The 20,272-nt window shown below is 62.0% G+C and carries 22 protein-coding genes and 1 tRNA gene; 11 read left to right on the plus strand and 12 right to left on the minus strand.

The features are described from left to right. The first annotated feature begins 73 nt into the window (after positions 1–73). The 5 genes from EJ079_RS15970 to EJ079_RS15990 all read left to right on the plus strand — a co-directional run bounded on the left by EJ079_RS15970 (position 74) and on the right by EJ079_RS15990 (position 4,913). The gene (locus tag EJ079_RS15970) at positions 74–1,078 is read left to right on the plus strand and encodes an ABC transporter ATP-binding protein (RefSeq protein ID WP_348629739.1); all 1,005 of its coding nucleotides are present in this window, start codon (positions 74–76) and stop codon (positions 1,076–1,078) included. Between the two features lie 31 nt (positions 1,079–1,109). After that, positions 1,110–2,045: a 3-keto-5-aminohexanoate cleavage protein gene (locus tag EJ079_RS15975; protein WP_127317813.1), complete on the plus strand. Its 936-nt coding sequence runs from the start codon at positions 1,110–1,112 to the stop codon at positions 2,043–2,045. Further along, positions 2,042–2,470 carry an acyl-CoA thioesterase gene (locus EJ079_RS15980; protein WP_127399093.1) on the plus strand — a complete coding sequence of 143 codons (429 nt, stop codon included), beginning with the start codon at positions 2,042–2,044 and terminating at the stop codon, positions 2,468–2,470. The genes EJ079_RS15975 and EJ079_RS15980 overlap by 4 nt, the downstream gene beginning before the upstream one ends. Before the next feature lie 662 nt (positions 2,471–3,132). Then, the gene (locus EJ079_RS15985; protein ID WP_245481877.1) at positions 3,133–3,801 is read left to right on the plus strand and encodes a HemK/PrmC family methyltransferase; all 669 of its coding nucleotides are present in this window, start codon (positions 3,133–3,135) and stop codon (positions 3,799–3,801) included. Further along, the gene (locus tag EJ079_RS15990) at positions 3,798–4,913 is read left to right on the plus strand and encodes a hypothetical protein (RefSeq protein WP_127809479.1); all 1,116 of its coding nucleotides are present in this window, start codon (positions 3,798–3,800) and stop codon (positions 4,911–4,913) included. The genes EJ079_RS15985 and EJ079_RS15990 overlap by 4 nt, the downstream gene beginning before the upstream one ends. 49 nt (positions 4,914–4,962) lie before the next feature. Here EJ079_RS15990 and nadE read toward each other — a convergent pair whose 3' ends face one another. The 7 genes from nadE to EJ079_RS16025 all read right to left on the minus strand — a co-directional run bounded on the left by nadE (position 4,963) and on the right by EJ079_RS16025 (position 10,557). Further along, positions 4,963–5,970, minus strand: coding sequence for an NAD(+) synthase (nadE, locus tag EJ079_RS15995; protein ID WP_127809480.1), 1,008 nt, complete (start codon positions 5,968–5,970; stop codon positions 4,963–4,965). Further along, positions 5,967–7,511 carry a class I adenylate-forming enzyme family protein gene (locus EJ079_RS16000; protein ID WP_127809481.1) on the minus strand — a complete coding sequence of 515 codons (1,545 nt, stop codon included), beginning with the start codon at positions 7,509–7,511 and terminating at the stop codon, positions 5,967–5,969. The genes nadE and EJ079_RS16000 overlap by 4 nt, the downstream gene beginning before the upstream one ends. A gap of 26 nt (positions 7,512–7,537) precedes the next feature. Further along, the gene (locus tag EJ079_RS16005) at positions 7,538–7,804 is read right to left on the minus strand and encodes an acyl carrier protein (RefSeq protein ID WP_127809482.1); all 267 of its coding nucleotides are present in this window, start codon (positions 7,802–7,804) and stop codon (positions 7,538–7,540) included. Positions 7,805–7,827: 23 nt separating this feature from the next. Then, positions 7,828–9,765 carry an asparagine synthase (glutamine-hydrolyzing) gene (asnB, locus tag EJ079_RS16010; protein ID WP_127809483.1) on the minus strand — a complete coding sequence of 646 codons (1,938 nt, stop codon included), beginning with the start codon at positions 9,763–9,765 and terminating at the stop codon, positions 7,828–7,830. Positions 9,766–9,842: 77 nt separating this feature from the next. After that, positions 9,843–10,235 carry an autotransporter-associated beta strand repeat-containing protein gene (locus EJ079_RS16015; protein WP_164873801.1) on the minus strand — a complete coding sequence of 131 codons (393 nt, stop codon included), beginning with the start codon at positions 10,233–10,235 and terminating at the stop codon, positions 9,843–9,845. A gap of 56 nt (positions 10,236–10,291) precedes the next feature. Further along, positions 10,292–10,390 (minus strand): hypothetical protein, encoded by a 99-nt coding sequence (locus EJ079_RS34200; protein ID WP_164873802.1) that lies wholly within the window; start codon positions 10,388–10,390, stop codon positions 10,292–10,294. Positions 10,391–10,480: 90 nt separating this feature from the next. Then, positions 10,481–10,557, minus strand: a tRNA-Met gene (locus EJ079_RS16025). A gap of 240 nt (positions 10,558–10,797) precedes the next feature. Between EJ079_RS16025 and EJ079_RS16030 the strand changes: the two genes are divergently transcribed. Then, positions 10,798–11,763 (plus strand): Gfo/Idh/MocA family oxidoreductase, encoded by a 966-nt coding sequence (locus EJ079_RS16030; RefSeq protein ID WP_127317829.1) that lies wholly within the window; start codon positions 10,798–10,800, stop codon positions 11,761–11,763. A 28-nt stretch (positions 11,764–11,791) separates the two neighbouring features. Here EJ079_RS16030 and mnmA read toward each other — a convergent pair whose 3' ends face one another. Then, positions 11,792–12,982, minus strand: coding sequence for a tRNA 2-thiouridine(34) synthase MnmA (mnmA, locus tag EJ079_RS16035; protein ID WP_127317831.1), 1,191 nt, complete (start codon positions 12,980–12,982; stop codon positions 11,792–11,794). Positions 12,983–13,270: 288 nt separating this feature from the next. On the opposite strand from mnmA, the gene EJ079_RS16040 reads away from it, so the two are divergent. Then, entirely contained in the window at positions 13,271–13,546 is a 276-nt protein-coding gene (locus EJ079_RS16040) for a DUF1153 domain-containing protein (RefSeq protein WP_013529904.1), read from the plus strand. 63 nt (positions 13,547–13,609) lie between these two features. Here the strand turns inward: EJ079_RS16040 and EJ079_RS16045 are convergent, their stop codons facing one another. Next, complete coding sequence (locus EJ079_RS16045; protein WP_127809486.1) at positions 13,610–14,536, minus strand: NADP-dependent oxidoreductase; 927 nt, start codon at positions 14,534–14,536, stop codon at positions 13,610–13,612. Positions 14,537–14,626: 90 nt separating this feature from the next. Here EJ079_RS16045 and EJ079_RS16050 point away from each other — a divergent pair, with 90 nt between their 5' ends. After that, positions 14,627–15,025 carry a helix-turn-helix domain-containing protein gene (locus EJ079_RS16050; protein ID WP_023809911.1) on the plus strand — a complete coding sequence of 133 codons (399 nt, stop codon included), beginning with the start codon at positions 14,627–14,629 and terminating at the stop codon, positions 15,023–15,025. Positions 15,026–15,111: 86 nt separating this feature from the next. Here the strand turns inward: EJ079_RS16050 and EJ079_RS16055 are convergent, their stop codons facing one another. Continuing rightward, the gene (locus tag EJ079_RS16055) at positions 15,112–15,489 is read right to left on the minus strand and encodes a flagellar export protein FliJ (RefSeq protein WP_013529907.1); all 378 of its coding nucleotides are present in this window, start codon (positions 15,487–15,489) and stop codon (positions 15,112–15,114) included. Between the two features lie 452 nt (positions 15,490–15,941). Between EJ079_RS16055 and ctrA the strand changes: the two genes are divergently transcribed. After that, positions 15,942–16,637 carry a cell cycle two-component system response regulator CtrA gene (ctrA, locus tag EJ079_RS16060; protein ID WP_006203583.1) on the plus strand — a complete coding sequence of 232 codons (696 nt, stop codon included), beginning with the start codon at positions 15,942–15,944 and terminating at the stop codon, positions 16,635–16,637. A gap of 102 nt (positions 16,638–16,739) precedes the next feature. On the opposite strand, the gene EJ079_RS16065 is transcribed toward ctrA, so the two are convergent. Together EJ079_RS16065 and EJ079_RS16070 are read right to left on the minus strand one after the other, a co-directional pair. Continuing rightward, positions 16,740–17,144 (minus strand): response regulator, encoded by a 405-nt coding sequence (locus tag EJ079_RS16065; protein WP_127268016.1) that lies wholly within the window; start codon positions 17,142–17,144, stop codon positions 16,740–16,742. 239 nt (positions 17,145–17,383) lie between these two features. After that, positions 17,384–18,013 (minus strand): histidine phosphotransferase family protein, encoded by a 630-nt coding sequence (locus EJ079_RS16070; protein ID WP_024504504.1) that lies wholly within the window; start codon positions 18,011–18,013, stop codon positions 17,384–17,386. Positions 18,014–18,404: 391 nt separating this feature from the next. On the opposite strand from EJ079_RS16070, the gene EJ079_RS16075 reads away from it, so the two are divergent. Continuing rightward, positions 18,405–18,941, plus strand: coding sequence for an EipA family protein (locus EJ079_RS16075; RefSeq protein WP_236382921.1), 537 nt, complete (start codon positions 18,405–18,407; stop codon positions 18,939–18,941). A 190-nt stretch (positions 18,942–19,131) separates the two neighbouring features. Then, positions 19,132–20,268 carry a hypothetical protein gene (locus EJ079_RS16080; protein ID WP_127809487.1) on the plus strand — a complete coding sequence of 379 codons (1,137 nt, stop codon included), beginning with the start codon at positions 19,132–19,134 and terminating at the stop codon, positions 20,266–20,268. Positions 20,269–20,272 lie beyond the last annotated feature (4 nt).

Genomic DNA, 20,272 nt, shown 5'->3' on the forward strand with positions numbered 1-20,272 from the left:
TGTCGAGTTTCGTGGCGTCAGCAAGCGCTACGGGCAGACGGTCCAGGCGGTGCGTCAGCTCGACCTGGAAATCATGCGCGGCGAATTCCTGACGCTGCTGGGGCCTTCCGGGTCTGGCAAGACGACGGCGTTGATGATGCTTGCGGGGTTCGAAGATACGACCGAGGGCGAAATCCTCATTGACGGTCAGCGCATCGACAACGTTCCCGCCAATCGTCGCGGCATCGGCATGGTGTTCCAGAACTACGCGCTTTTCCCGCACATGACGGTCGCCGAAAACCTGGCTTTCCCGCTCGAGGTCCGCAAACTTGGCCGCGACGAGGTGACGCGACGTGTCAGGAACGTTCTCGATATGGTCCAGTTGCCCGAATTCGGCAACCGGCGTCCGGCGCAGCTTTCGGGTGGGCAGCAACAACGCGTCGCGGTTGCCCGCGCCCTGATCTTCGAACCAAATCTTGTCCTGATGGACGAACCGCTCGGCGCCCTCGACAAGCAATTGCGCGAGCAGATGCAGTTCGAAATCAAGGATATCCATGCCCGGCTCGGCGTCACGTTCGTTTATGTGACACACGACCAGACCGAGGCGCTGACCATGTCGGACCGGATCGCGGTGTTCAGTGCCGGCCGCATCGAGCAGCTTTCGACACCACGCGAACTGTATGAGCGTCCGACGGGCAGCTTTGTGGCGAGCTTCATCGGCGAGAACAACCGCATGTCCGGCACCGTGCTTGCCGGCGGTGAAAACGGTGGCGTGGCCGTCCATCTCGACGATGGCGATCTGGTGTTGAACGCCATTTCCCCTGGCGCGACGCCCCCTGCGGGCGCCAGGGTGACGCTGTCGATCAGGCCCGAGCGCATGTCCTTATTGCACGATGGCTCCACCGCCCTCAACGTGATTGCGGCAACCGTCGTTCAGTCCGTCTATGTCGGGGATCACATCCGGCTCGTCGCTGTGACGGCGGGCGGCCTGAAATTCATTGTCAAGCTTGCCGCATCGTCGTCTCGGTCCGAACTCAATGCGGGCGAGGCGGTTCGATTGGGCTGTGGTCGTGAGGATTGCCTCGCGCTCGAGAGATAACAACAAAAGGCAGACAAGAGAGAGTTCAACAATGAAGAAATCGCCGAAAGTCGTCATCACCTGTGCGGTCACCGGCTCGATCCACACGCCGACGATGAGCCCGTATCTGCCGATAACGCCGTCCGAGATCGTCGACGCCGCCGTCGGAGCAGCCGAAGCCGGAGCGTCGGTGATCCATCTGCATGCCCGCGATCCGGAGACCGGCAAGCCTACCCCTGATCCAAAGCTGTTTATGGATTTCCTGCCGCGCATCAAGCAGCAGACCGACGCCGTGATGAACATTTCCACCGGCGGCGGGCTGAAGATGACCCTCGAAGAGCGCCTTGAAGCCGCGCACGCTTCGAAGCCGGAACTCTGCTCGCTCAATATGGGATCTATGAATTTCGCCCTGCACCACATCGCGCCGAAATACACCGACTGGAAATACGACTGGGAGAAGGGCTACCTGGAAGACACAAAGAAGGGCATCGTCTCCAACACGTTCGAGCAGATCGAGCGTATCATCGTCGAAGTCGGCCAGGCTTACGGCACGAAATTCGAGTTCGAGTGCTACGATGTCAGTCACCTCTATACGCTTGCGCACTTTCTAGACCGCAAGCTGCTGAAGCCGCCGCTTTTCGTCCAGACGATCTTCGGGCTGCTGGGCGGAATCGGCGCCGACCCAGAAGACATGATGCACATGCGCAGGACGGCTGATCGGCTGTTCGGAGACGATTATCTCTGGTCGATCCTTGCCGCGGGCAAGCACCAGATAAATCTCTGCACGATGGGCGCGATCATGGGCGGCAATGTACGGGTCGGTTTGGAAGACAGCCTCTATGTCGGCAAGGGCACGCTCGCTAAGAGCAATGCCGAACAGGTTGCCAAGATAAAGCGCATTCTCAACGAGTTGTCGCTCGAAATCGCGACGCCCGACGAAGCCCGTCAACTGCTGGATCTCAAGGGCGCAAACGAGGTCGGGTTTTGACGCCCGGCATCGAAACCTATGTCGGCGTCGTGCATCCTTGGATGTGCGACGCGATGGGCCATCTCAACGTTCGTCATTATGTGGCGATGTTTGATGACGCCAGTTTCCAGTTGCTGGGCAGGATTGCCGATCCTCGTTTGACGCCGACCCTCGGCTGGGCGGATGTGAGGATGGAGATCGACTACGTGCATGAAACCGCGGCGGGAACTCTGGTCACCGTTCGCAGCGTTATAGAAAAGCTTGGGAAATCGTCGCTGACTTATCTGCATGAAATGCGCGGTACGCTGGACGGAGTCCTGCATGCGCGCATGCGCACCGTAACGGTGCGCTTCGATCTTCAAGCGCGGAGCAAGATCGAGATCGAAGGCGAAGCCCGGCAGGCGAGCGCGAAACTTCCGATGGGTGAAGCCGATACGCGTGGGTGACGGCGAGAATATCTGGTGACGGCATCGTTAGCCGCATTGGCGTCACTGAGCGAGATGCTGTAGGTCGCTGAAGGCTTCTACTCGCCCTAGGAAGGTCAGATATAGCCGCTATCGCACAGGACACCGCATGGGCAGCCCGCCACAATCGGCCATTGCGTACGATAGTGGCGTTTGAAGTGGTAGCGGGAGAGGGACTTTAATCGGCATAAAGTCAATGCGTTATATCGTCTTAGTCAAAATTTTGAAAAAAATGAATCCACAAACGGAATGGAAAACTTTCAATCTTCATTTGCTGGAAGCGGATACTTGAGGCGGAGAATCCGATCCAAGGTAACTGCCGCCTGACAGGATGAGTGGCGGGCTTAGCGTGTTAGGCGACGCGGCGACTTATGCGCCGGAGGCGAATGACAGCAATGCGCCCAAAGTCGGTCATTGAAGTTTACAGCTGGGTAGCTCTGATTGGAGCCACATCCCTTGGATGGGACGGCATCTATATGGCCGAGCTGGCGCGCTGCGAAGTATCGGCGGATATCTTTAGCAGCCGTTTACCGGAGCGCGATAGGTCATTGTGTATGCAATACCGTCGGATGACGTAAGGAACCGCCGTGCCGCACAGAGCAGCAGCCCTAGCCGGTCGTTCTACGCCCCGCCTGCATCGTTTCATGAGCGTGATGCTCGAACTGGCTCCGGGCGTTCTCGTGCCGCGTAAGGAAACAGAGTTGCTCGGACAGAGCGCGCTCGCGATTCTTCGCGATCGCGCGCCCGGCCCGATGGTGATCGACATGTGCTGCGGCTCCGGCAACCTTGCTCTGGCGATCGCGGCGGAAGTTCCGTCGGCCTGCGTCTGGGGGGTGGACGTGACTGACAGCACGGTCGCGCTCGCCCGTAGCAATGCCGAACGCTTGGCCCTTCAGGACCGGGTCGCCATCCGGAAAGGGGATCTGTTCGGTGCGCTGGAGGGCGATGGGCTTATCGGCGCGGCGGACATGATTGTCTGCAATCCGCCCTATATCTCGACCGCGCGCCTCGAAGGCGAGAGCGCGCATCTGCTTGAGGGCGAGCCGCGCGAGGCCTTCGACGGGGGGCCTTACGGCATCTCGATCCACCAGCGGCTGATCCGGGACGCAATCGATTTCCTCAAGCCTGGTGGCTGGCTGCTGTTCGAGTTCGGGCAGGGGCAGGACCGCCAGGTGGCTGCCCTGATAGCCAGAGCCAAGGCCTATGAACCCGTGACATTCGCCAAGGATGAGGTCGGAATGCCGCGTGTCGCACTCCTCCGCAAGCTGGAGAACGGTGCGCCCGCGATCTCATCCTCCGCAAGTTTGGCATGAGCCAGATTCGTCCCCTGCAGGCCGCGGATATTCCGGCCGTCGTCGGGCTCTTTCAAAGAACCTTCCGGGACGGTGGAAAGCCGCCGCCTCCGGCGCTTGAGACTTATCTGCGCTGGCACTATCTTGAAGGCCCGGTCTGCGATCCGGAGATCGCGTCTCTCGTCCATATTGCGAGCGAAGGCGACATTTCAGGCTTTGTCGGCGTGAATGTACTGCCGATGAGGCATGGCCAGCGCAAGCTGCGCGCCGCCATCTGTGGTTCGCTCATGGTCGAAACGCGGGCGAACGACCCGATGGCCGGCGCAAGGCTGCTCAGGACATTCCTGGCCGGGCCGCAGGACATCTCCTTCAGCGAAACCGCAAATGCCCTCTCGACGCAGATGTGGACGAAACTGCGCGGGGTCGCCCTGCCGCAATACAGCCTGGACTGGATCCGGGTAATCCGGCCTTCGGCCTTCCTGCTCGATCTAGCCTCGCGGCGAGCCGGCGCCGTGCGCTTGCTTGACCCGCTCGCGCGCGGACTCGATCGCTATCTTCGCGGACGGATGCAGGAGAACGAGATGCGCTGGTCCGGGGTCCCGGAACTCTGGAATCGCAAGGGCGGCCTCAAGGTTGCCGAAATCGATCATGCCGGTTTTGCGGCTCTTTTGGACCCGTTGATGCGCCAGTTCCCGCTCCGACCCGACTGGAGCGCGGAGCAGCTTGCGCATATCCTCGGGGAGGCTTCCCAGAAGCCGGACTATGGCGAGGCCGTGTTCGCGTCCGTCTCCTCCCCCAGCGGGGCGCTGGTCGGCGCCTTCCTCTATCACACCCGCCCGGGCAGGATGGCGCGCGTGCTGCAGGTTCTGGCCCTGCCGGGGCAAGCTGGTTCCGTCATCGACTGCTTGATTGGCGATGCAGCGCGGCGCGGCGCCGCCGGCCTGCGCGGCCGGACGCAACCCGCCCTGCTGGCAGCGATGCTGGGTCGACGGGTCGCCTTCACTCAACCGGCCTCGACCGTGGTGCATTCGCGCGACGAGGAACTGGTGAACGCGTTCCTGAGCTCGCAAGGCTTCTTCAACGGGCTGGCCGGCGAGCACTGGAATCGCCTGGCCGGGGAGCGGTTCGAATAGGCCATCATTGTGCGCGCGCGGCAACATAATCCCGATTGTCGCGCCGATCTCAGCAGGCGATTTCCTCGACGGGGCGGACGAGCTGCGGGCCAAGGTGCAGATAGCGCGTCGCCCGGCGCTTGGCGGCGATATCGGCCCAGACGCGTTCGACCTCGACCGTAGTCAGCTTCGCGGCGGTGCCGACCTCCACGGCTGAAAGGCCGTTATTCAGGCCGAAGAGGCAAATATCCATGCGGTCATAGGGCAGGGAGAAATAGAACTCTTCCTGCGTCTGCTCGAGGGAATAGGTGTCGGTCGTCGGCGCCCTGCGGCAGATTTCCTCGGGAATGCCGAGATGGGCGGCAAGCGCATAGACCTGGCTCTTGTAGAGATGGGCGATCGGTTTGACGTCAGCTGCGCCGTCGCCATTCTTCACGAAGAAGCCTTGGTCGTATTCGAGCCGGTTCGGCGTGCCGAGCACGGCGAAATTCAGCCGGTCGGCGTGATAGTACTCGATCTGTTTGCGCGTGCGCTGCTTCATGTTGGTGGCGGCGACGATGCCGAGATAGACCGCCGGCGACATGCGCAGCTTCGTCTGCCGGCCTTCGGGGCCCTGCACCACCAGCGAGGAGATGTTGTAGCCCTCGCCGGCGAGCGAATTGGCGATGACGATCTTTGAGGCCCAGCCCGGCCCGTATTCCGGCACCAGCTCGCGGATGAAGGCATCCCGCCGCTCATAACAACCCATCGCGTGCAGCGTCGGGCCGATATCCTCCACGATCGCTTCGACGCCGAAGGTTTCGGCGGCCAGCCGGCCGAGGCGGAGGCTGTCGGGATCGGAGTCGTTTTCCGGCATGAACAGGCAGAAGACGTTCTTCGCGCCGACGGCGCGGGCGGCGAGCGCGACCGAGACGCTGGAATCGATGCCGCCAGAGAGGCCGAGCACGAGCCCGCGCTTGCGCATGCCGCGTAGCTGCTCGCGCAACCCGGCGACGATGCGATCGGTTTCCGCAGCGTTGTCGAGCGTCAGCGCGTCGGCCGAGAAGGCGGGACGGCTCGGGGCGAGGGAGTGGTTCATTCTGCAGTCCCCAACGTTTCGGCCGCCAGTCTTCGGCTGACCTTTCCGGTATCGGTCTTCGGCAACTCGCGGCGGAACTCGATGAGCTTCGGCACCATGAAATCCTCGAGATGAACGGAGCAGTAGCGAATGATGTCCCGTTCGCTCAGGGTCTCGTCCGAGAGAACGACGAGGGCGGCAATGGCGTGGCCGAGCACCGGATCCGGCACGCCGGTCACCACGGCTTCCACGATGCCGGGATGGGCGTGCAGCACAGCTTCGACTTCCTTCGGGGCAACCTTTTCGCCGCGCGTCTTGATGATGTCGTCCTTACGGCCAACGAAATAGAGGAAGCCGTCCTCGTCCGTCCGAAACAGGTCGCCGGTGTGGAGCCGCTTTTCCCAGGGATGCGGCCCGGGACGCAGCATCTGCTCCGTGGCCACGTCGTTGCGCCAATAGCCCTGCATGACATGCGGGCCGCGGATGACCAACTCGCCCGCCACGCCCGGTGGCACGCGGTTGCCCTCATCGTCGACGACGATCGCTTCCGTGTTGGGAATAGCGATGCCGACGGAACCCGGCCGGCGGTCCAGCTCCTCCGGGGGCAGGTAGGTGCAGCGCTTGCACTCCGTCAGACCGTACATGGAATAGAGCTGCACGCCGGGGAACAGCTCGCGCAGCCGGGCGATATGCACCGGCGGCAGGGCGGCGGCGGTGTTCGAGATATAGCGCAGGCTCGGCAGGAAACCCGGCGCCAAATCGCGCATCTGCAGGATCAGCGCCGCCATCGTCGGCACCAGCGGGAAACCGGTGACCTTCTCGGCGCGGATGCGCTCGAAAATGGCCTGCGGAAAGGCGAAGGATTTTTCGAGGACGAGGGTCGCGCCGAGCTTCATCGCCATCAGCAGCTGATAGAGGCCGTAGTCGAAAGCCAGGGGCAGGACATTGAGGATGATGTCGTCAGGGGTGTTGCGCAGATAGGTCGTGATGGATTCGGCCGCGGCATCGATATTGCGATGCGTCATCATCACGCCCTTGGGGCGGCCGGTGGAGCCCGAGGTGTAGATCAGCATGGCGAGGTCGATGTCGATCCCGCCATGGCGAACGGGCACGGGCGCGACCTTGAGACAATCCTCGAAGGAGGCAGCGCCATCCGGTGTATGGCTGGATGGCGCTTGCGTCGACGCGACGAAGAGCGGTTGGTCCGACAGCGCACGCGCCTGGATCACGACAGGCATCAGCTTGGCCTGGGTCAGGATCGCCGCAGCCTCGCAATCGTCGATGACATAAGCGAGCTTGTCGGCCTTGGTGGAGGCGTTGATCGGGCTGAAGGTCGCGCCCGCCTTGAGAACCGCGAAGATCGAGACGGCGGCTTCCCAGCAATTGTCCATGAAGACGAGAACGCGGTCGCCGCGCTGCACGCCGTTCGCGGCGAGGGCGGTCGCGAGCCGGTTCGACAGATCGTCGAGCTCGTCATAGCGCAACCGCTTCCGGTCGGTGACAAGCGCCGTCTTCGCGCCATGCGCGGCCGCGTTCGTGATGAGGAATTGCTCGACCCGCATGAGCTCGGGCCTTCCGCTGCCAGCCGTCACGCCGCGACGAGCGATGCGGCCTTCGCTGTGATGAAGGCCGTGATGCGCGCCAGTGAATCGAGGTTGGCCGGCACGATATCGGCGTCCGCAACTGTGATTCCGCAATGGTCCTCTATAAAGGCCACCAGTTCCAGAACGCCGGTCGAATCGATGATGCCGTTCTCGATCAGCGAGTCCGTATCGGCGAGGGCGTGGGTGGTGTCGCCGAACAGGAAGTTCTCGATGACAAAGGCCTTCACTGCGTCTCGGATCGTATCGGTCATGTCGTTCGCTTTCCTTGGTGGTGTCAGGCGGCCTTTGCGTTGCAAATGCCTGTGCCGGTGAAAGTCGTCAGCCACAGCTGCGTCGACAGGATGCCGACAAAGGCCGCGTTGTCGCGAAAGCCGGAGGCCGGCTGGCGGCTGCATTTCTCATGTAGTTTTGCCACTGCCTTCGGATTGAAGAGCCCGCCGGCGCTGACTGCGGCGTCGCCCAGGGCCGACTGGACATAGTCCCTCGTGCCCGGCCCAACGAAGGACTGGCTGTCCGGTGCGCGATAGGGCTGCTTGGTCCGCCGGCCGATGGCGGCCGGCAGCAGGTCTTTGGTCGCCTCCCGGAGAATATGCTTCTCCACGAGCCCCTTCAGCTTCATCTCGGGAGGAAGGCCGGCGGCAAACTCGACCAGATGATGGTCGAGGAAGGGAAAGCGGCCCTCGATGCCGTGGGCCATCGCCATGCGGTCGCCCTGGCTGGACAGGATATAGCCGGGGAGAAGGAAGCGGGCTTCCAGATATTGCGCCTGATGCAAGGGATGCCAGCGGGCGAACGCCTCGGGCAGCCGCGCGGCGAGCTCCTCGGCGGCGTCATATCCGGACAATGTGGCACGCAGATCGCCCGAGTAGAACAGCTTCGTCGCCGCCGTGCCGTCGAACCTCGGCCGATGGGAGAACAGCGGATCGTCGAGCGCCGCGCCGCTAGCCCCGAAGAAGGAGAACAGGTACTCGGCCGATTGCTGCCTCAGGCCCGGAAGATAGGGGTAGAGCTTGCGGAACAGATGCGGCCGGATGCGGGAGCTGGGCTGTCTCCCGCAAAAGCGCCGAACCCTGGCCTCCTTGAAAATATCGTAGCCGGCAAAGACTTCGTCGGCGCCTTCGCCCGTCAGCACCACTTTCAAGCCGGCCTCGCGCACGAGGCTCGAGAGCTTGTAGAGCGGGGCAGGGGCAGTGCGCAGGATCGGCCGCTCCGTGAAGCGGATAACGTCAGGGAAGACGGCGGCGATATCGCCTTCCCCGCAGGCGACGGCGCTGTGATGCGTGCCGAGCGCACGGGCCATCTCGAGCTGGAAGGGGCTCTCGTCATGTTCGGCGCTATCGAAGGTGACCGAGAAGGTCCTGAGGCCACCCGGCGCCATGCCCGCCGCCAGCGCCGATGTGATGGAGGAATCGAGGCCGCCAGAGAGATAGGCGCCGACTGGCACATCGGCGCGCATGCGGATCCGGGTCGCCTCCGTCAGGAGGGCGCGCAGTTCCTCGGCCGCGGCACGCTCGTCCCGGTGCCGGGGCGGCGCGTCCCGGTCGGGATACTCCAGACTCCAGTAGGGCCGCGTCGAGACGCTGCCTTCTTGCACGATCATCAGGCTTGCGGGTTCGAGTTCGTAGATATTGCGGAAGGCCGTGCGCGGCGCGATCGGGGCCCAGAGCGTGAAGATCTGGTCGAGTGCGACCGGATCAATCTCGGCCGCGACGTCCGGGGCCTGGAGGAGCGCCTTGATCTCCGAGGCGAAGTAAAGCCGTTCGCCCTGCCTTGTATAGAAGAGCGGCCGGACCCCCATGCGGTCGCGCGCCAGAACCATGCGGCGGCGGCGGCCGTCCCAGAGCGCAAAGGCGAAATCGCCATTGAGCGCGGAGACGCAATCCTCCCCCATCTCGTCATAGAGATGCAGGATCACTTCGGTGTCGCTGGCTGTCCGGAAATGGCGGCCTTTCGCGCGAAGCTGCTCGCGCAGTTCCACATAGTTGAAGATCTCGCCGTTGAAGGCGATCGTCAGATCGCCCGTCGCATCGGACATGGGCTGCTGGCCGTCCCCCAGGCCGACGATGGACAGCCGCGCATGGCCGAGGCCGGCCGCCTTTGTGGTGAAGAATCCCTGCTCATCGGGGCCGCGATGCGCAATGGCAGCCGTCATCCTTCCAAGGAGCGCCCTCCCATCCCGGACAGTGCCGAAATAACCGCTAAAACCGCACATGCCGAGATATTTCCAAGTCCACCAGCGCGGCTCGGACTATAGCCGCCAAAATACCGGTAGGTGTTAAACATCTGGGACTATTCATGAGAATGGTAAATTTTGAGCGGCCGCCGACGGCTGATTTCTTGCGTGAGCATTGGATCTGCCGCGAGATGAGGGCAATGACGCCCTTCGGCGACATAGTCGCCACTGACGGTCAGCTTGCTTCCGAGGCTGCCGGCGATGCCCACAGTCCCGGCATTGGTCAGCCCGACAATGGCTTGGGAAGTGCCGGCGAGATCGAGCGTCGCGCCCGCCGCGACCGAGAATTGCGAGGCGGAACTGAACGTGTTGGCCGCGCCTGCGGCGAGCGTGCCGCCATTGACCGAAGTGGCGCTGGCGAAAGCCGAGTTGTCCGAAGTCAGAACCACTGTCCCCAAGCCGTCCTTGACGAAATCGCCGGTACCCGAGAGCGCGCCGGCATAGCTCACATTAGCTGTCAGGTCGAAGGTGAACGAGGCGCCCGCACCGATCGAGACATCGCCGCCTAGCGCTCGGCCGCCGAGATGACGCCGCCTTGGTCGACGGTCCAGTCCAGCAGCGACGTGCCTGAAAGGGTCAGCGTGCCGGCGCCATCCTTCACCATCGCAAATGACTCCACATCAAGGGATGCATTGGGACGCACCGGCATAGGCCCCATCGATTTTATTGATCTTTTTGCCGTCTTTAAGAGGGCTGGTAGCGGGAGAGGGACTTGAACCCCCGACCCCAGGATTATGATTCCCGTGCTCTAACCAACTGAGCTACCCCGCCAGGGCGGCGAAAGGCCCGAAATCCGCCTCAAATCGAAAGGCATGTCGGGGGCGTTCGCCAAGGTCGCGCGGATATAAGGTTGGGAGGGTGAGCCTGTCAAGCTTCGAAGCAACCGGCTTGCCGGCTTATCGTCATTATCGAAAAGCTTTGCCACGCGGACATTTGGTTGCCGCCGCCGGGGTTGAGTTCGAAGGGGCACGTCGCTATGTCTCGGCCACGAGTTTTTAGAGTTTGAAACAGATGAAGCCGCGCATAGCAGTCCTCGGTTGCGGATACTGGGGCAGCAACCACATCCGCACTCTCAAGGCGCTCGGCGCGCTGTACGCGGTCTCCGACACCAACCGGGCCCGCGCAGAAGGCTTCGCCAGCGAGCAGGACTGCCTGGCGATCGAGCCGGACCAGTTGTTCGTGCGTGACGATATCGACGCCATCGTCATGGCGCTGCCGCCGCAATTCCATGCCGACCTTGCCGTGCGTGCCGTCGCGGCCGGCAAGGACGTGCTGGTGGAAAAGCCGATCGCTCTGACTGTGGCGGATGCCGAGCGTGCGGTGCAGGCGGCCAAGGACAATGGCCGCGTCTTCATGGTCGGCCATGTCCTGCGGTTCCACCCTGCCTTCGAGACGCTGAAAGGGCTGATCGACAAGGGCGAACTCGGCGAAGTCCGCTACATCCACTCGCACCGGCTCGGCCTCGGCAAGTTCCACACAGAGAACGACGCGCTGTGGGACCTGGCGCCGCACGATCTGTCGATGATCCTGGCGATCACCGGCACAGAGCCGATCGAGGTGCGCGGCGAGGGGGCCGCCCTGCTCGACAATCTCAGCGACTTCGCGCATCTGCACATGCGCTTCCCCAACGGCCTGCGCAGCCATCTCTTCACCTCGCGTCTCAATCCCTATCGCGAGCGGCGGCTGACCGTGGTCGGCACCAAGGCGATGGCGGTGTTCGACGATGTCGAGCCATGGGAACGCAAGCTTGCCGTCTACCGCCATGCAGTGTGGCAGGACAGCGGCCAATGGGCCTTCACCACCAATGAGCCATCCTATGTCGCGGTTGCCCAGGGCATGCCGCTGACACGCGAGCTGGAGCATTTCATCCAGTGCATCGAGACGCGTGCCGAACCGCGTACCAGCGGCGAGGAAGCGATCAGGGTGCTGCGCATCCTGACCGCCGGCACGGTCACCCACACCAAGTCGAATTCCTGAAGCGCGGATTATTTATTCGGCAGGTATCTTATTCGGCAGGTATCTGGGCCGGCCTGGCGGCAAGCCGGGTCAGCATCGCCTCGGCCTCGGCGCCACGCTCCGAACGCTCGATGAAGCCGCCGCCGAACACGCGAGCTTCGTTGCCGTCATCGGAGTAGAGCACGCAGGCCTGGCCCGGCGCGATGCCGGATTCGCCGTCGACCAGTTCCACCCATGTGGCGCCGGCACGATGATGCAGCACGGCCGGGCGCGGCGGCCGCGTCGAGCGGACCTTGGCGAACAGCTCCAGGCCGCCTGCAGGGACGTCTGTGAGCGGTCCGTCGCCCAGCCAGTTCATATTGCGCAGATAGATCTTGTGCGTCTCCAGCGCCTCGCGCGGGCCAACCACGACGCGAGCGCGGTCGGCATCGAGGTGGACGACGTAAAGCGGCTCGCCGGAAGCGATGCCGATGCCGCGGCGCTGGCCGATCGTGTAGCGCAGGATGCCCTCATGGCGGCCGAGCACGCGGCCGTCGATGTGGACGATGTCGCCCGGATTGGCCGCGGTTGGCTTCAGCTTGGCGATGATGTCGGAATACTTGCCCTGCGGCACGAAGCAGATGTCCTGGCTATCCTGCTTGGCGGCAACCGCCAGCCCCATCTCCTCGGCGATGGCGCGAACCTGCGGCTTCGACAGGCCGCCAAGGGGAAAGCGCAGATAATCGATCTGTGCCTGCGTGGTGGCGAACAGGAAATAACTCTGGTCACGGTCGGCGTCGACCGGCCTGTAGAGTGCGCGGTGGGCGCCGTTGGCGCCGGAACGGATGTAGTGGCCGGTGGCCAGCGCGTCGGCGCCGAGCTCCTTGGCGGTGGCTAGCAGGTCGGCGAATTTCACCGTCTGGTTGCAGGAAACGCACGGGATCGGCGTCTCGCCGGCGACATAGCTCTCGGCGAAGGGATCGATGACTGCCTTGCGGAAGCGTTCCTCGTAGTCGAGCACATAATGGGGGATGCCGAGCGTCTCGGAGACACGGCGGGCATCGTCGATGTCCTGCCCGGCGCAGCATGAGCCGGCCCGGTGCGTCGCCGCGCCGTGGTCGTAGAGCTGCAAGGTGACGCCGACGACGTCGTAGCCCTCGCGTTTCAGCAGGCCTGCGACGACAGAGGAATCGACGCCGCCCGACATGGCGACGACGATGCGGGTGTTTTCGGGACGTCCGGGAAGATCGAGACTGTTCATGATGCTTTCGTTCTGCGCGGCGCCTCAATGCCAATGTCGAGAATATAGGTCAAGCTTTACGGCCGCGCCAGCGCACAGGGCGATTCATCGGTTGCGGCCGAGCCCGCAAAGAGATGCAATTTTCTCCGCAAAATCAGGGTTGCCGGGCCGATGTTTCAAATGCCGGTGAAAAGACTAACGCGGCGTTCATGATCCTTACCTAGTCATTAGGGTCTGCTTAGGCAATTTTTAAAGCTGTGGCGGTAACGTGGCGGGGATTGGGTCTTTGAGTTTTTTGTAGAGAGTACGATGACCGATCTGGTTAGACCGAGAGTCAAATATGTTATCGGGCCTGACGGCAGCCCTCTTACGATTGCCGATCTGCCGCCGACCAATACACGTCGCTGGGTTATCCGGCGTAAGGCGGAAGTGGTTGCGGCCGTGCGCGGCGGGCTTTTGAGCCTGGACGAGGCATGCCAACGCTACAAGCTCACCACCGAGGAATTCCTGTCCTGGCAGGCGTCGATCGACGAATATGGCCTTGCCGGGCTGCGCACGACACGCATCCAGCAATACCGGCACTGACCATTGCGAATTTAGACGAAGGGCGCGGCTAACCTCGCGCCCTTCTGTTTTCACCGTTCCCGCTCAGAGCGATAGCACAACCTTGCCGATCGGCTTGGTGGCGAGGAAGGCGTGAGCGGCCCCCGCCTGGTCCAGCGGGAAGCTCTTCGCCACATGGACGGCGAGCTTGTTGGCATCGATCAACCTAGCCAGTTCCACCAGGCCCTCCCTGTCGGGAACGACGGACATACGCTCGACCCGAATGTCTCGCGCGCCGGCCTGGGTCCTGGTGTTGTCGCCGACATCGAGCAATGACACCAAAACGCCGCCACGCCTGAGCACCTTCAGCGAGCGTTGGGCGTGGTCGCCGCCCATTGGATCCAGCACCAGATCGATGTCGCGAACCTGATCGGTGAAATCGCCCTTGGTGTAGTCGATGACCTCGTCGGCGCCGAGTTCGCGGACGAAATCGAGCTTGCCCGGGCTGACCGTGGCGACAACGTAGGCGCCGCGCGCCTTGGCGATCTGCACCGCCAGATGACCGACGCCGCCGGCTCCTGCATGGACCAATATGCGCTGCCCCGATTTCAGCCCGCCGTGGCGAACAAGCCCTTGCCAGGCGGTGAGGCCGGCCAGCGGCAAGGCGCCTGCCTTAAGGTGGTCCGCGCTCTTCGGCTTCAGTGCGATTTGATCGGCAGGCACGGCAGCCAGCTCGGCATAGGCCGCCGCCTGCTTGGGGAAGCGCGGCATGCCGAACACCTCGTCGCCGATCTTGAAGCCGGTGACGCCGGCGCCGAGTGCTTCGACAGTTCCCGAGATATCCCAACCCAGGATGTAAGGCGGCTCGCCGAGCAAGGGGTAGTAGCCGGCACGGACGGCGCCGTCGACCGGATTGATGCCTGCTGCCTTGACGCGGACCAGCACTTCGCCGGCCTCTGGCGTGGGATCCGGCTGATCGGCGATGACAAGGACGTCGGGTCCGCCGACGGAATTCTGGATAACGGCACGCATTGAGATGTCTCCTGCTCGGTTGGTGTCACTATCATTTGGATAGTAATATCCCCTTGTCCAGTATGTACCTTCCTGATATATACGCACCTCATGGATAGTGAAGATGATTGCGGTTTCGGCTATGACGCGTTCCGGCGAACGTGCCCTTCGCACACCGTGCTGGAGATGCTGGCCAGCAAATGGGTGTATCTGGTGGTTTGCGCGCTACGCAAAGGCCGGCTGCGCAATGGCGAGCTTGCCCGGAAGCTCGAGGGCATCACGCCGAAGATGCTGACGCAGACGCTGCGGGTACTCGAGCGCGACGGCCTGGTGCGGCGCGAGATTTTCCCGGTCATTCCGCCGCGCGTCGAATATGAATTGACCGAGCTCGGCCAGAACCTGGCGGGGCTGCTTACCCAGATCAGGTCATGGGCGGAGCAGCATGCGCCGGATATCAAGGATGCCCGTGCAAGGGCAATTGCCGAGAGTGAAGGGGATTGGGCCGCGTAGGGCGGGTTCATTTTTCCCACAGGAGCCGCAAGCCGCGACAATGCGCCAGCCTGATGGCGAGCGTTGGTGCGGCAAACCGCCAGGTCTTAGCCGATCATGGCGCTGCGGCCACCGACTTCGGCTTCGCGGATCTTCGTGTCGCGCGATTCCAGCATTTCCGCCTTGGAAAGCTCCGCTTCAGCTTCGCCGAGTAATGATTCGGCGGCGCTTCGCTGCTGGGCGAGGTCGCTTTGGGAATTCCTGAGGTTGTCGCGGCGCAGGCGAGCCGCCTTGGCGAAGGTCGGATAGGCGAAATGGTTGATGTCTGTGATGCCGGCCTTCTTTTCCTCGGCGGTGATCTGAAGCTCCAGCTCGACGGCCATGCGTTCGAACTCGGCGATCATCATGTCGAGCTGCAGCAGCTGCCGCCGCTTCTCATTCACCTGAAACTGTTTCAGCCGAACGAGGTTTTCACGTGACTTCATGATTCGGTACTCCCGGAAACGCACACCCGCACTTATCGTCCAAACCACCTGGAAACGCCCAGGCCGCACCCGTGTCCACCGCCTTTCCCCGAACTATGGGAAACAAAACCCTAAAGTTTTTTGCCGGCGGTAACCATTCGTTTACGGGCATTGTTAATCATACGGGTCAGGACTTAAGGCCGGGTAAAAATTCCGGCCACCGATGCGGAAGCGACGTCGATGAGTCCCTGGAGTCGCTTAGTCCAGGTTGTTAATGTGTTGCATTAGGAATTTGGTTCTGAGATTCGTTATTAGATTCAAGAGGGTGTAGAAAGAGGTTAAAAAATCTGGTACCGTCATGGACGGGAAATTAGGATTTGTTAACCATTCAATGGCAGCCTCTGCACAAGGCAACCACTGCTCCGGGTCCGGACGGGTCGTGAAATGGTCCGGCAGCAGAAAAGGGGAATGAAATGCGTGTTCTGCTGATAGAAGATGACAGTGCAACCGCACAAAGCATCGAACTGATGCTGAAATCGGAAAGTTTCAACGTCTACACGACCGATCTCGGGGAAGAGGGCGTCGATCTAGGCAAGCTCTACGACTACGATATCATTCTTCTCGATCTCAACCTGCCTGATATGTCGGGCTACGAGGTCTTGAGAACGCTTCGCCTTTCCAAGGTCAAAACACCTATTCTCATCCTCTCCGGCATGGCCGGCATCGAGGACAAGGTGCGCGGCCTCGGCTTCGGCGCGGACGACTACATGACCAAGCCGTTCCACAAGGATGAGCTGGTTGCCCGCATTCATGCCATCGTGCGGCGCTCCAAGGGCCACGCCCAGTCGGTCATCACCACCGGCGACCTAGTGGTCAACCTAGATGCCAAGACCGTCGAAGTCGGCGGCCAGCGCGTGCACCTGACCGGCAAGGAATACCAGATGCTGGAGTTGCTTTCGCTGCGCAAAGGCACCACGCTGACCAAGGAAATGTTCCTCAACCACCTCTATGGCGGCATGGACGAGCCTGAGTTGAAGATCATCGACGTCTTCATCTGCAAGCTGCGCAAAAAGCTCGACGCGGCATCGGGCGGTCAGAACTACATTGAAACGGTCTGGGGGCGCGGCTATGTGCTGCGCGAACCGGAAGACATTCGCGTCAGCGCCTGAGCGACGAATCGCTCGAATCTTTTCCATAAAAAACCCGGCTTCGGCCGGGTTTTTGCATGACGGCTGGTAAGGGTCTGTTTTGGGCTGCTGAGCAGGAAACCGTCACGCACTTTTTCTGGAATTGCTCAAGGGTACCGAATCAGGTGCGCTCTTCAAGGTGCGAAAGCGCTCGAGCAGCTGCGGGCGGTTGAACGGCTTCAAGAGATAGCCCTGGGCGCCGGCTCGCTTGGCCCGCATGATCGAAGCAATATCGAGCTCGACCAGGGAAATCAGGATCTGCGGCCTTATCGGGCTCTCCATGGCGCGGACGCGACGGATGAGATCGACCGCCGGTACGTCAGGCAAGGCGCCATCGACGACGATGATGTCGGGCATGTCGGCGGCGCACATCTCCAGCGCGTCAAGTCCGCTGGCGGCCTCGATGACAATCATTTCGGAGCCGCCCAGGATGCGTTTTGCAACCTTCCTGATGACGCTTGAATCGTCGACGAACATGCAGCGTTTCATTTCCGGGTCCTCTTTGCCTTCTGGCAGTCCGGTAGCGTCGGGGGCATTCAGGACGCACCATAGGCCAATCTGGTAAAGAAGCCGAAAAGGCGTTAGGTAAAATTTTTACAAAGATAGGCAGGTGCCTACTTTTATTCGCGAATGCTTTGGCGCTGCCTGGACGACCAGACGCATCTCAAGTCGATGAGCTGGAATTACAGATTTCAATGTAGAAATACTTCGCGCTATCGGCTGCGCAATCAGGCCGCAGAAAGCACGATTTCTTCCGGCGTCGCGTGGATCGATATCGTCATGCCGGCTTCGCGCGCCAGAAGCAGCGTGTAGTAGGGCTGCACGGAATGCGCGTCGATCGGTTCCTCCGGCTTGTGGCCGGAATGCAGTTCGAGGAATTTCGGCGGCACACGCAGCATCGGGCCAGCCGACGCAAGCGCGAAACGCGGCTCGGTCTCGAGGTTTTCCAGCGTCACGGAAAGCTTGCCGCCGCGCGGAATGGCGGCATTGGCGACGAGGATCAGGTTGAGCAGCAGCTTGACCTTGTTTTTGGGCAGCAACGCGCGGGGCCCGTTCCAGGTCAGTTCCGGCTTTTCGTTCTTGAGGAAGGCGATGGCGACCGCTTCGGCATCGCCGGTATCGATCAACATGCCGGCCGAGCCGGCGGCACCGAAGGCGATGCGGGCGAACTGCAGGCGGGCCGAAGCGTTGCGGGCGCTCTGGCGGATCAGCTTCATGGCGTCCTCATCGGCGCCGCCTTCATCAAGCAATTCGAGCCCGTTGTTGATCGCGCCGACCGGCGAGATGATATCGTGGCAGACCCGACTGCACAAAAGCGCTGCCAGATCGGGTGCGGAAAGGGTGAACAGATCGGCCATCGGCGAAAAATCCCTGCAAAATCTCACAACTCATGGCCGGGCGATCGATCGTCGCCTGCCACACGAATCACGCACTCTCTCCTCGGGCTTTCTGAATACACAGCGCCCGTGCGTGCAGCAACAAATCCAAATTGTGGTTGTGGCAAATGGCGTGTTCACGCAGGCTGCCGGCCCCACTTGAGCGACCCCAAACAGCCTTCGAACCGCCATGTTCATGTGGGAGCTTAATGGTTGAAAAAGGATTACGGCATAGTTTGCCCCTAACAGTTACCCTTAACGGCCGGCTAAAAGAGCCGTACGGGGTGCGAGGCGTCGGCGAAGGTGCTCCCTGACGGAGATTGGAAGCATGTTTTCCCGATACTACGACCGGAGCTTTCTCCGTGTCTTCTCAATGGCGGTCACGCTCCTGGGCGTTCTCGTCTTCTCGACTTCAGCCCTGCGGGCCCAGGAATACACCGCTCAGGAGATTGTCGATTCCGGTCACAAGTTCTTCGGCGCGACATCGGGCGGGCTCGCCACGGTCGTCGAGAAGATTTTTGCTTCCTACGGCCTGCCCAACGGCTATCTGCTGGGCGAAGAGGGCTCGGGCGCGCTGATCGGTGGCCTGACCTATGGCGAAGGCACGCTCTACACCAAGAATGCCGGCGATCACAAAGTGTTCTGGCAAGGCCCATCGCTCGGCTGGGATTTCGGCGGCGAGGGGTCGCGGGTGATGATGCTGGTCTACAATCTCGACGATGTGGGCAGCCTCTACAACCGCTATGGCGGCGTCGCCGGTTCGGCCTATGTGGTGGCTGGTGTCGGCTTCAACGTGCTGAAGAACAACAATGTGGTTTTGGTGCCGATCCGCACCGGTGTCGGTGCCCGGCTTGGCGTCAATCTCGGCTATCTGAAGCTTACCGAGCGCGCCACCTGGAATCCGTTCTAAGCTGAAGTCCTTGGCTGTCGTTGCCCAAAACCGGGACCGCTTTTGGGTCGACATGCATTAAACTCGTGGCGTTGCGGCAAACCCTTGCCGCAACGCTGGATTTCCGCCATGTCAACGTGGCACAGTCAAAGCGCTCTATGCGCTTTTGGTTTATCTGGTTTGATGCTTACCGGCCACAACGGGTAGTCACTTGGTCCAGTCGGTCCTGTTCTTCGTCCTCGGCTTTCTCTGTGCTGGCTTTCTGGCGCTCATGGTGGCTCCGGCCATATGGCGTCGTGCGGTCACGCTTACACGCAGACGCGTCGAATCCTCGATCCCTCTGACGCAAACCGAAATCCAGGCGGACAAGGATCGCATCCGCGCCGAATACGCCATGACGACGCGCCGCCTGGAAATCAGCGTCAAGGCGTTGCGAGAGAAGACGGCCGAACAACTGGTCGAGATCAATCGCGGTCGCGAGGCCATGAAGGGCCTGGCGGTCGAGCGGACGGACAAGAACCAGGCGCTGACCGAGTTGGGCGCGAAGAACGAAGCGCTGCGCCAGCGAGAGGGCGAGTTGCAGCAGCTTTCGGAGCGTCTGAAGGAAACCGAACGCAAGCTGGAAAAGCGTGCACTTGAGCTGCAAAAGCTGGAGCGCATGTATGACGACGCCAGTTTTTCCTCGAGCAGCCGACAGATCGAGCTCGTGGCGCGAGAGTCCGAAATGCAGAAACTCGCCAGTGACATTGCGATGCTGCGCGGCCAGCGCAAGGAAGCCGACAGGCGCGGCCAGGAAATCGCGGCCGAAAGCAAGGCCGCGCGGGAGGCCCTGAAAGCCGAGAAGAAAAGGACCGCCGAGCTCGACAAGAAGGTCGAGCGGCTGCTGGCCACACTTGCCGATCGCGAAGACAAACTCGACCGCCGCGAAAAGGAACTGGCACGCATGCGCGAAAGATCGAAATCCGAAGACAGCGCGCCAGCCTTGCGGCTGGTCGGCAAGGGCGGCGATGTCGCCAAGAGCGATGATTTGGACAAGGCAATCGCCAAGCTCGACAGTGACCGTGAGCAGCTCGAGGCGAGGCTGACGGCGCTGGCGCGCGAGAACAAGCGGCTGAAGGCCGACCTCACCGCACTGGCCGCGTCCAAGGCCACGGACAGCAGCTCCGCCTTGCGCGAGCAGATGAACGCGCTGGCGGCGGAGGTCGTCCATCTGACGGCGAAGCTCGAGGGGCCTGGTTCGCCGATCGCCAAGGCATTGGCGGTACCGTCGGACGCCCGCTCCGGCAACGGTGACCGCAGTCTTGCCGACCGCGTGCGCGCGCTGCAGAAGGCTGACGCGACAAGCTGAATCA

It is taken from the genome of Mesorhizobium sp. M7A.F.Ce.TU.012.03.2.1 (assembly GCF_004006095.1).
Lineage (GTDB): Bacteria > Pseudomonadota > Alphaproteobacteria > Rhizobiales > Rhizobiaceae > Mesorhizobium.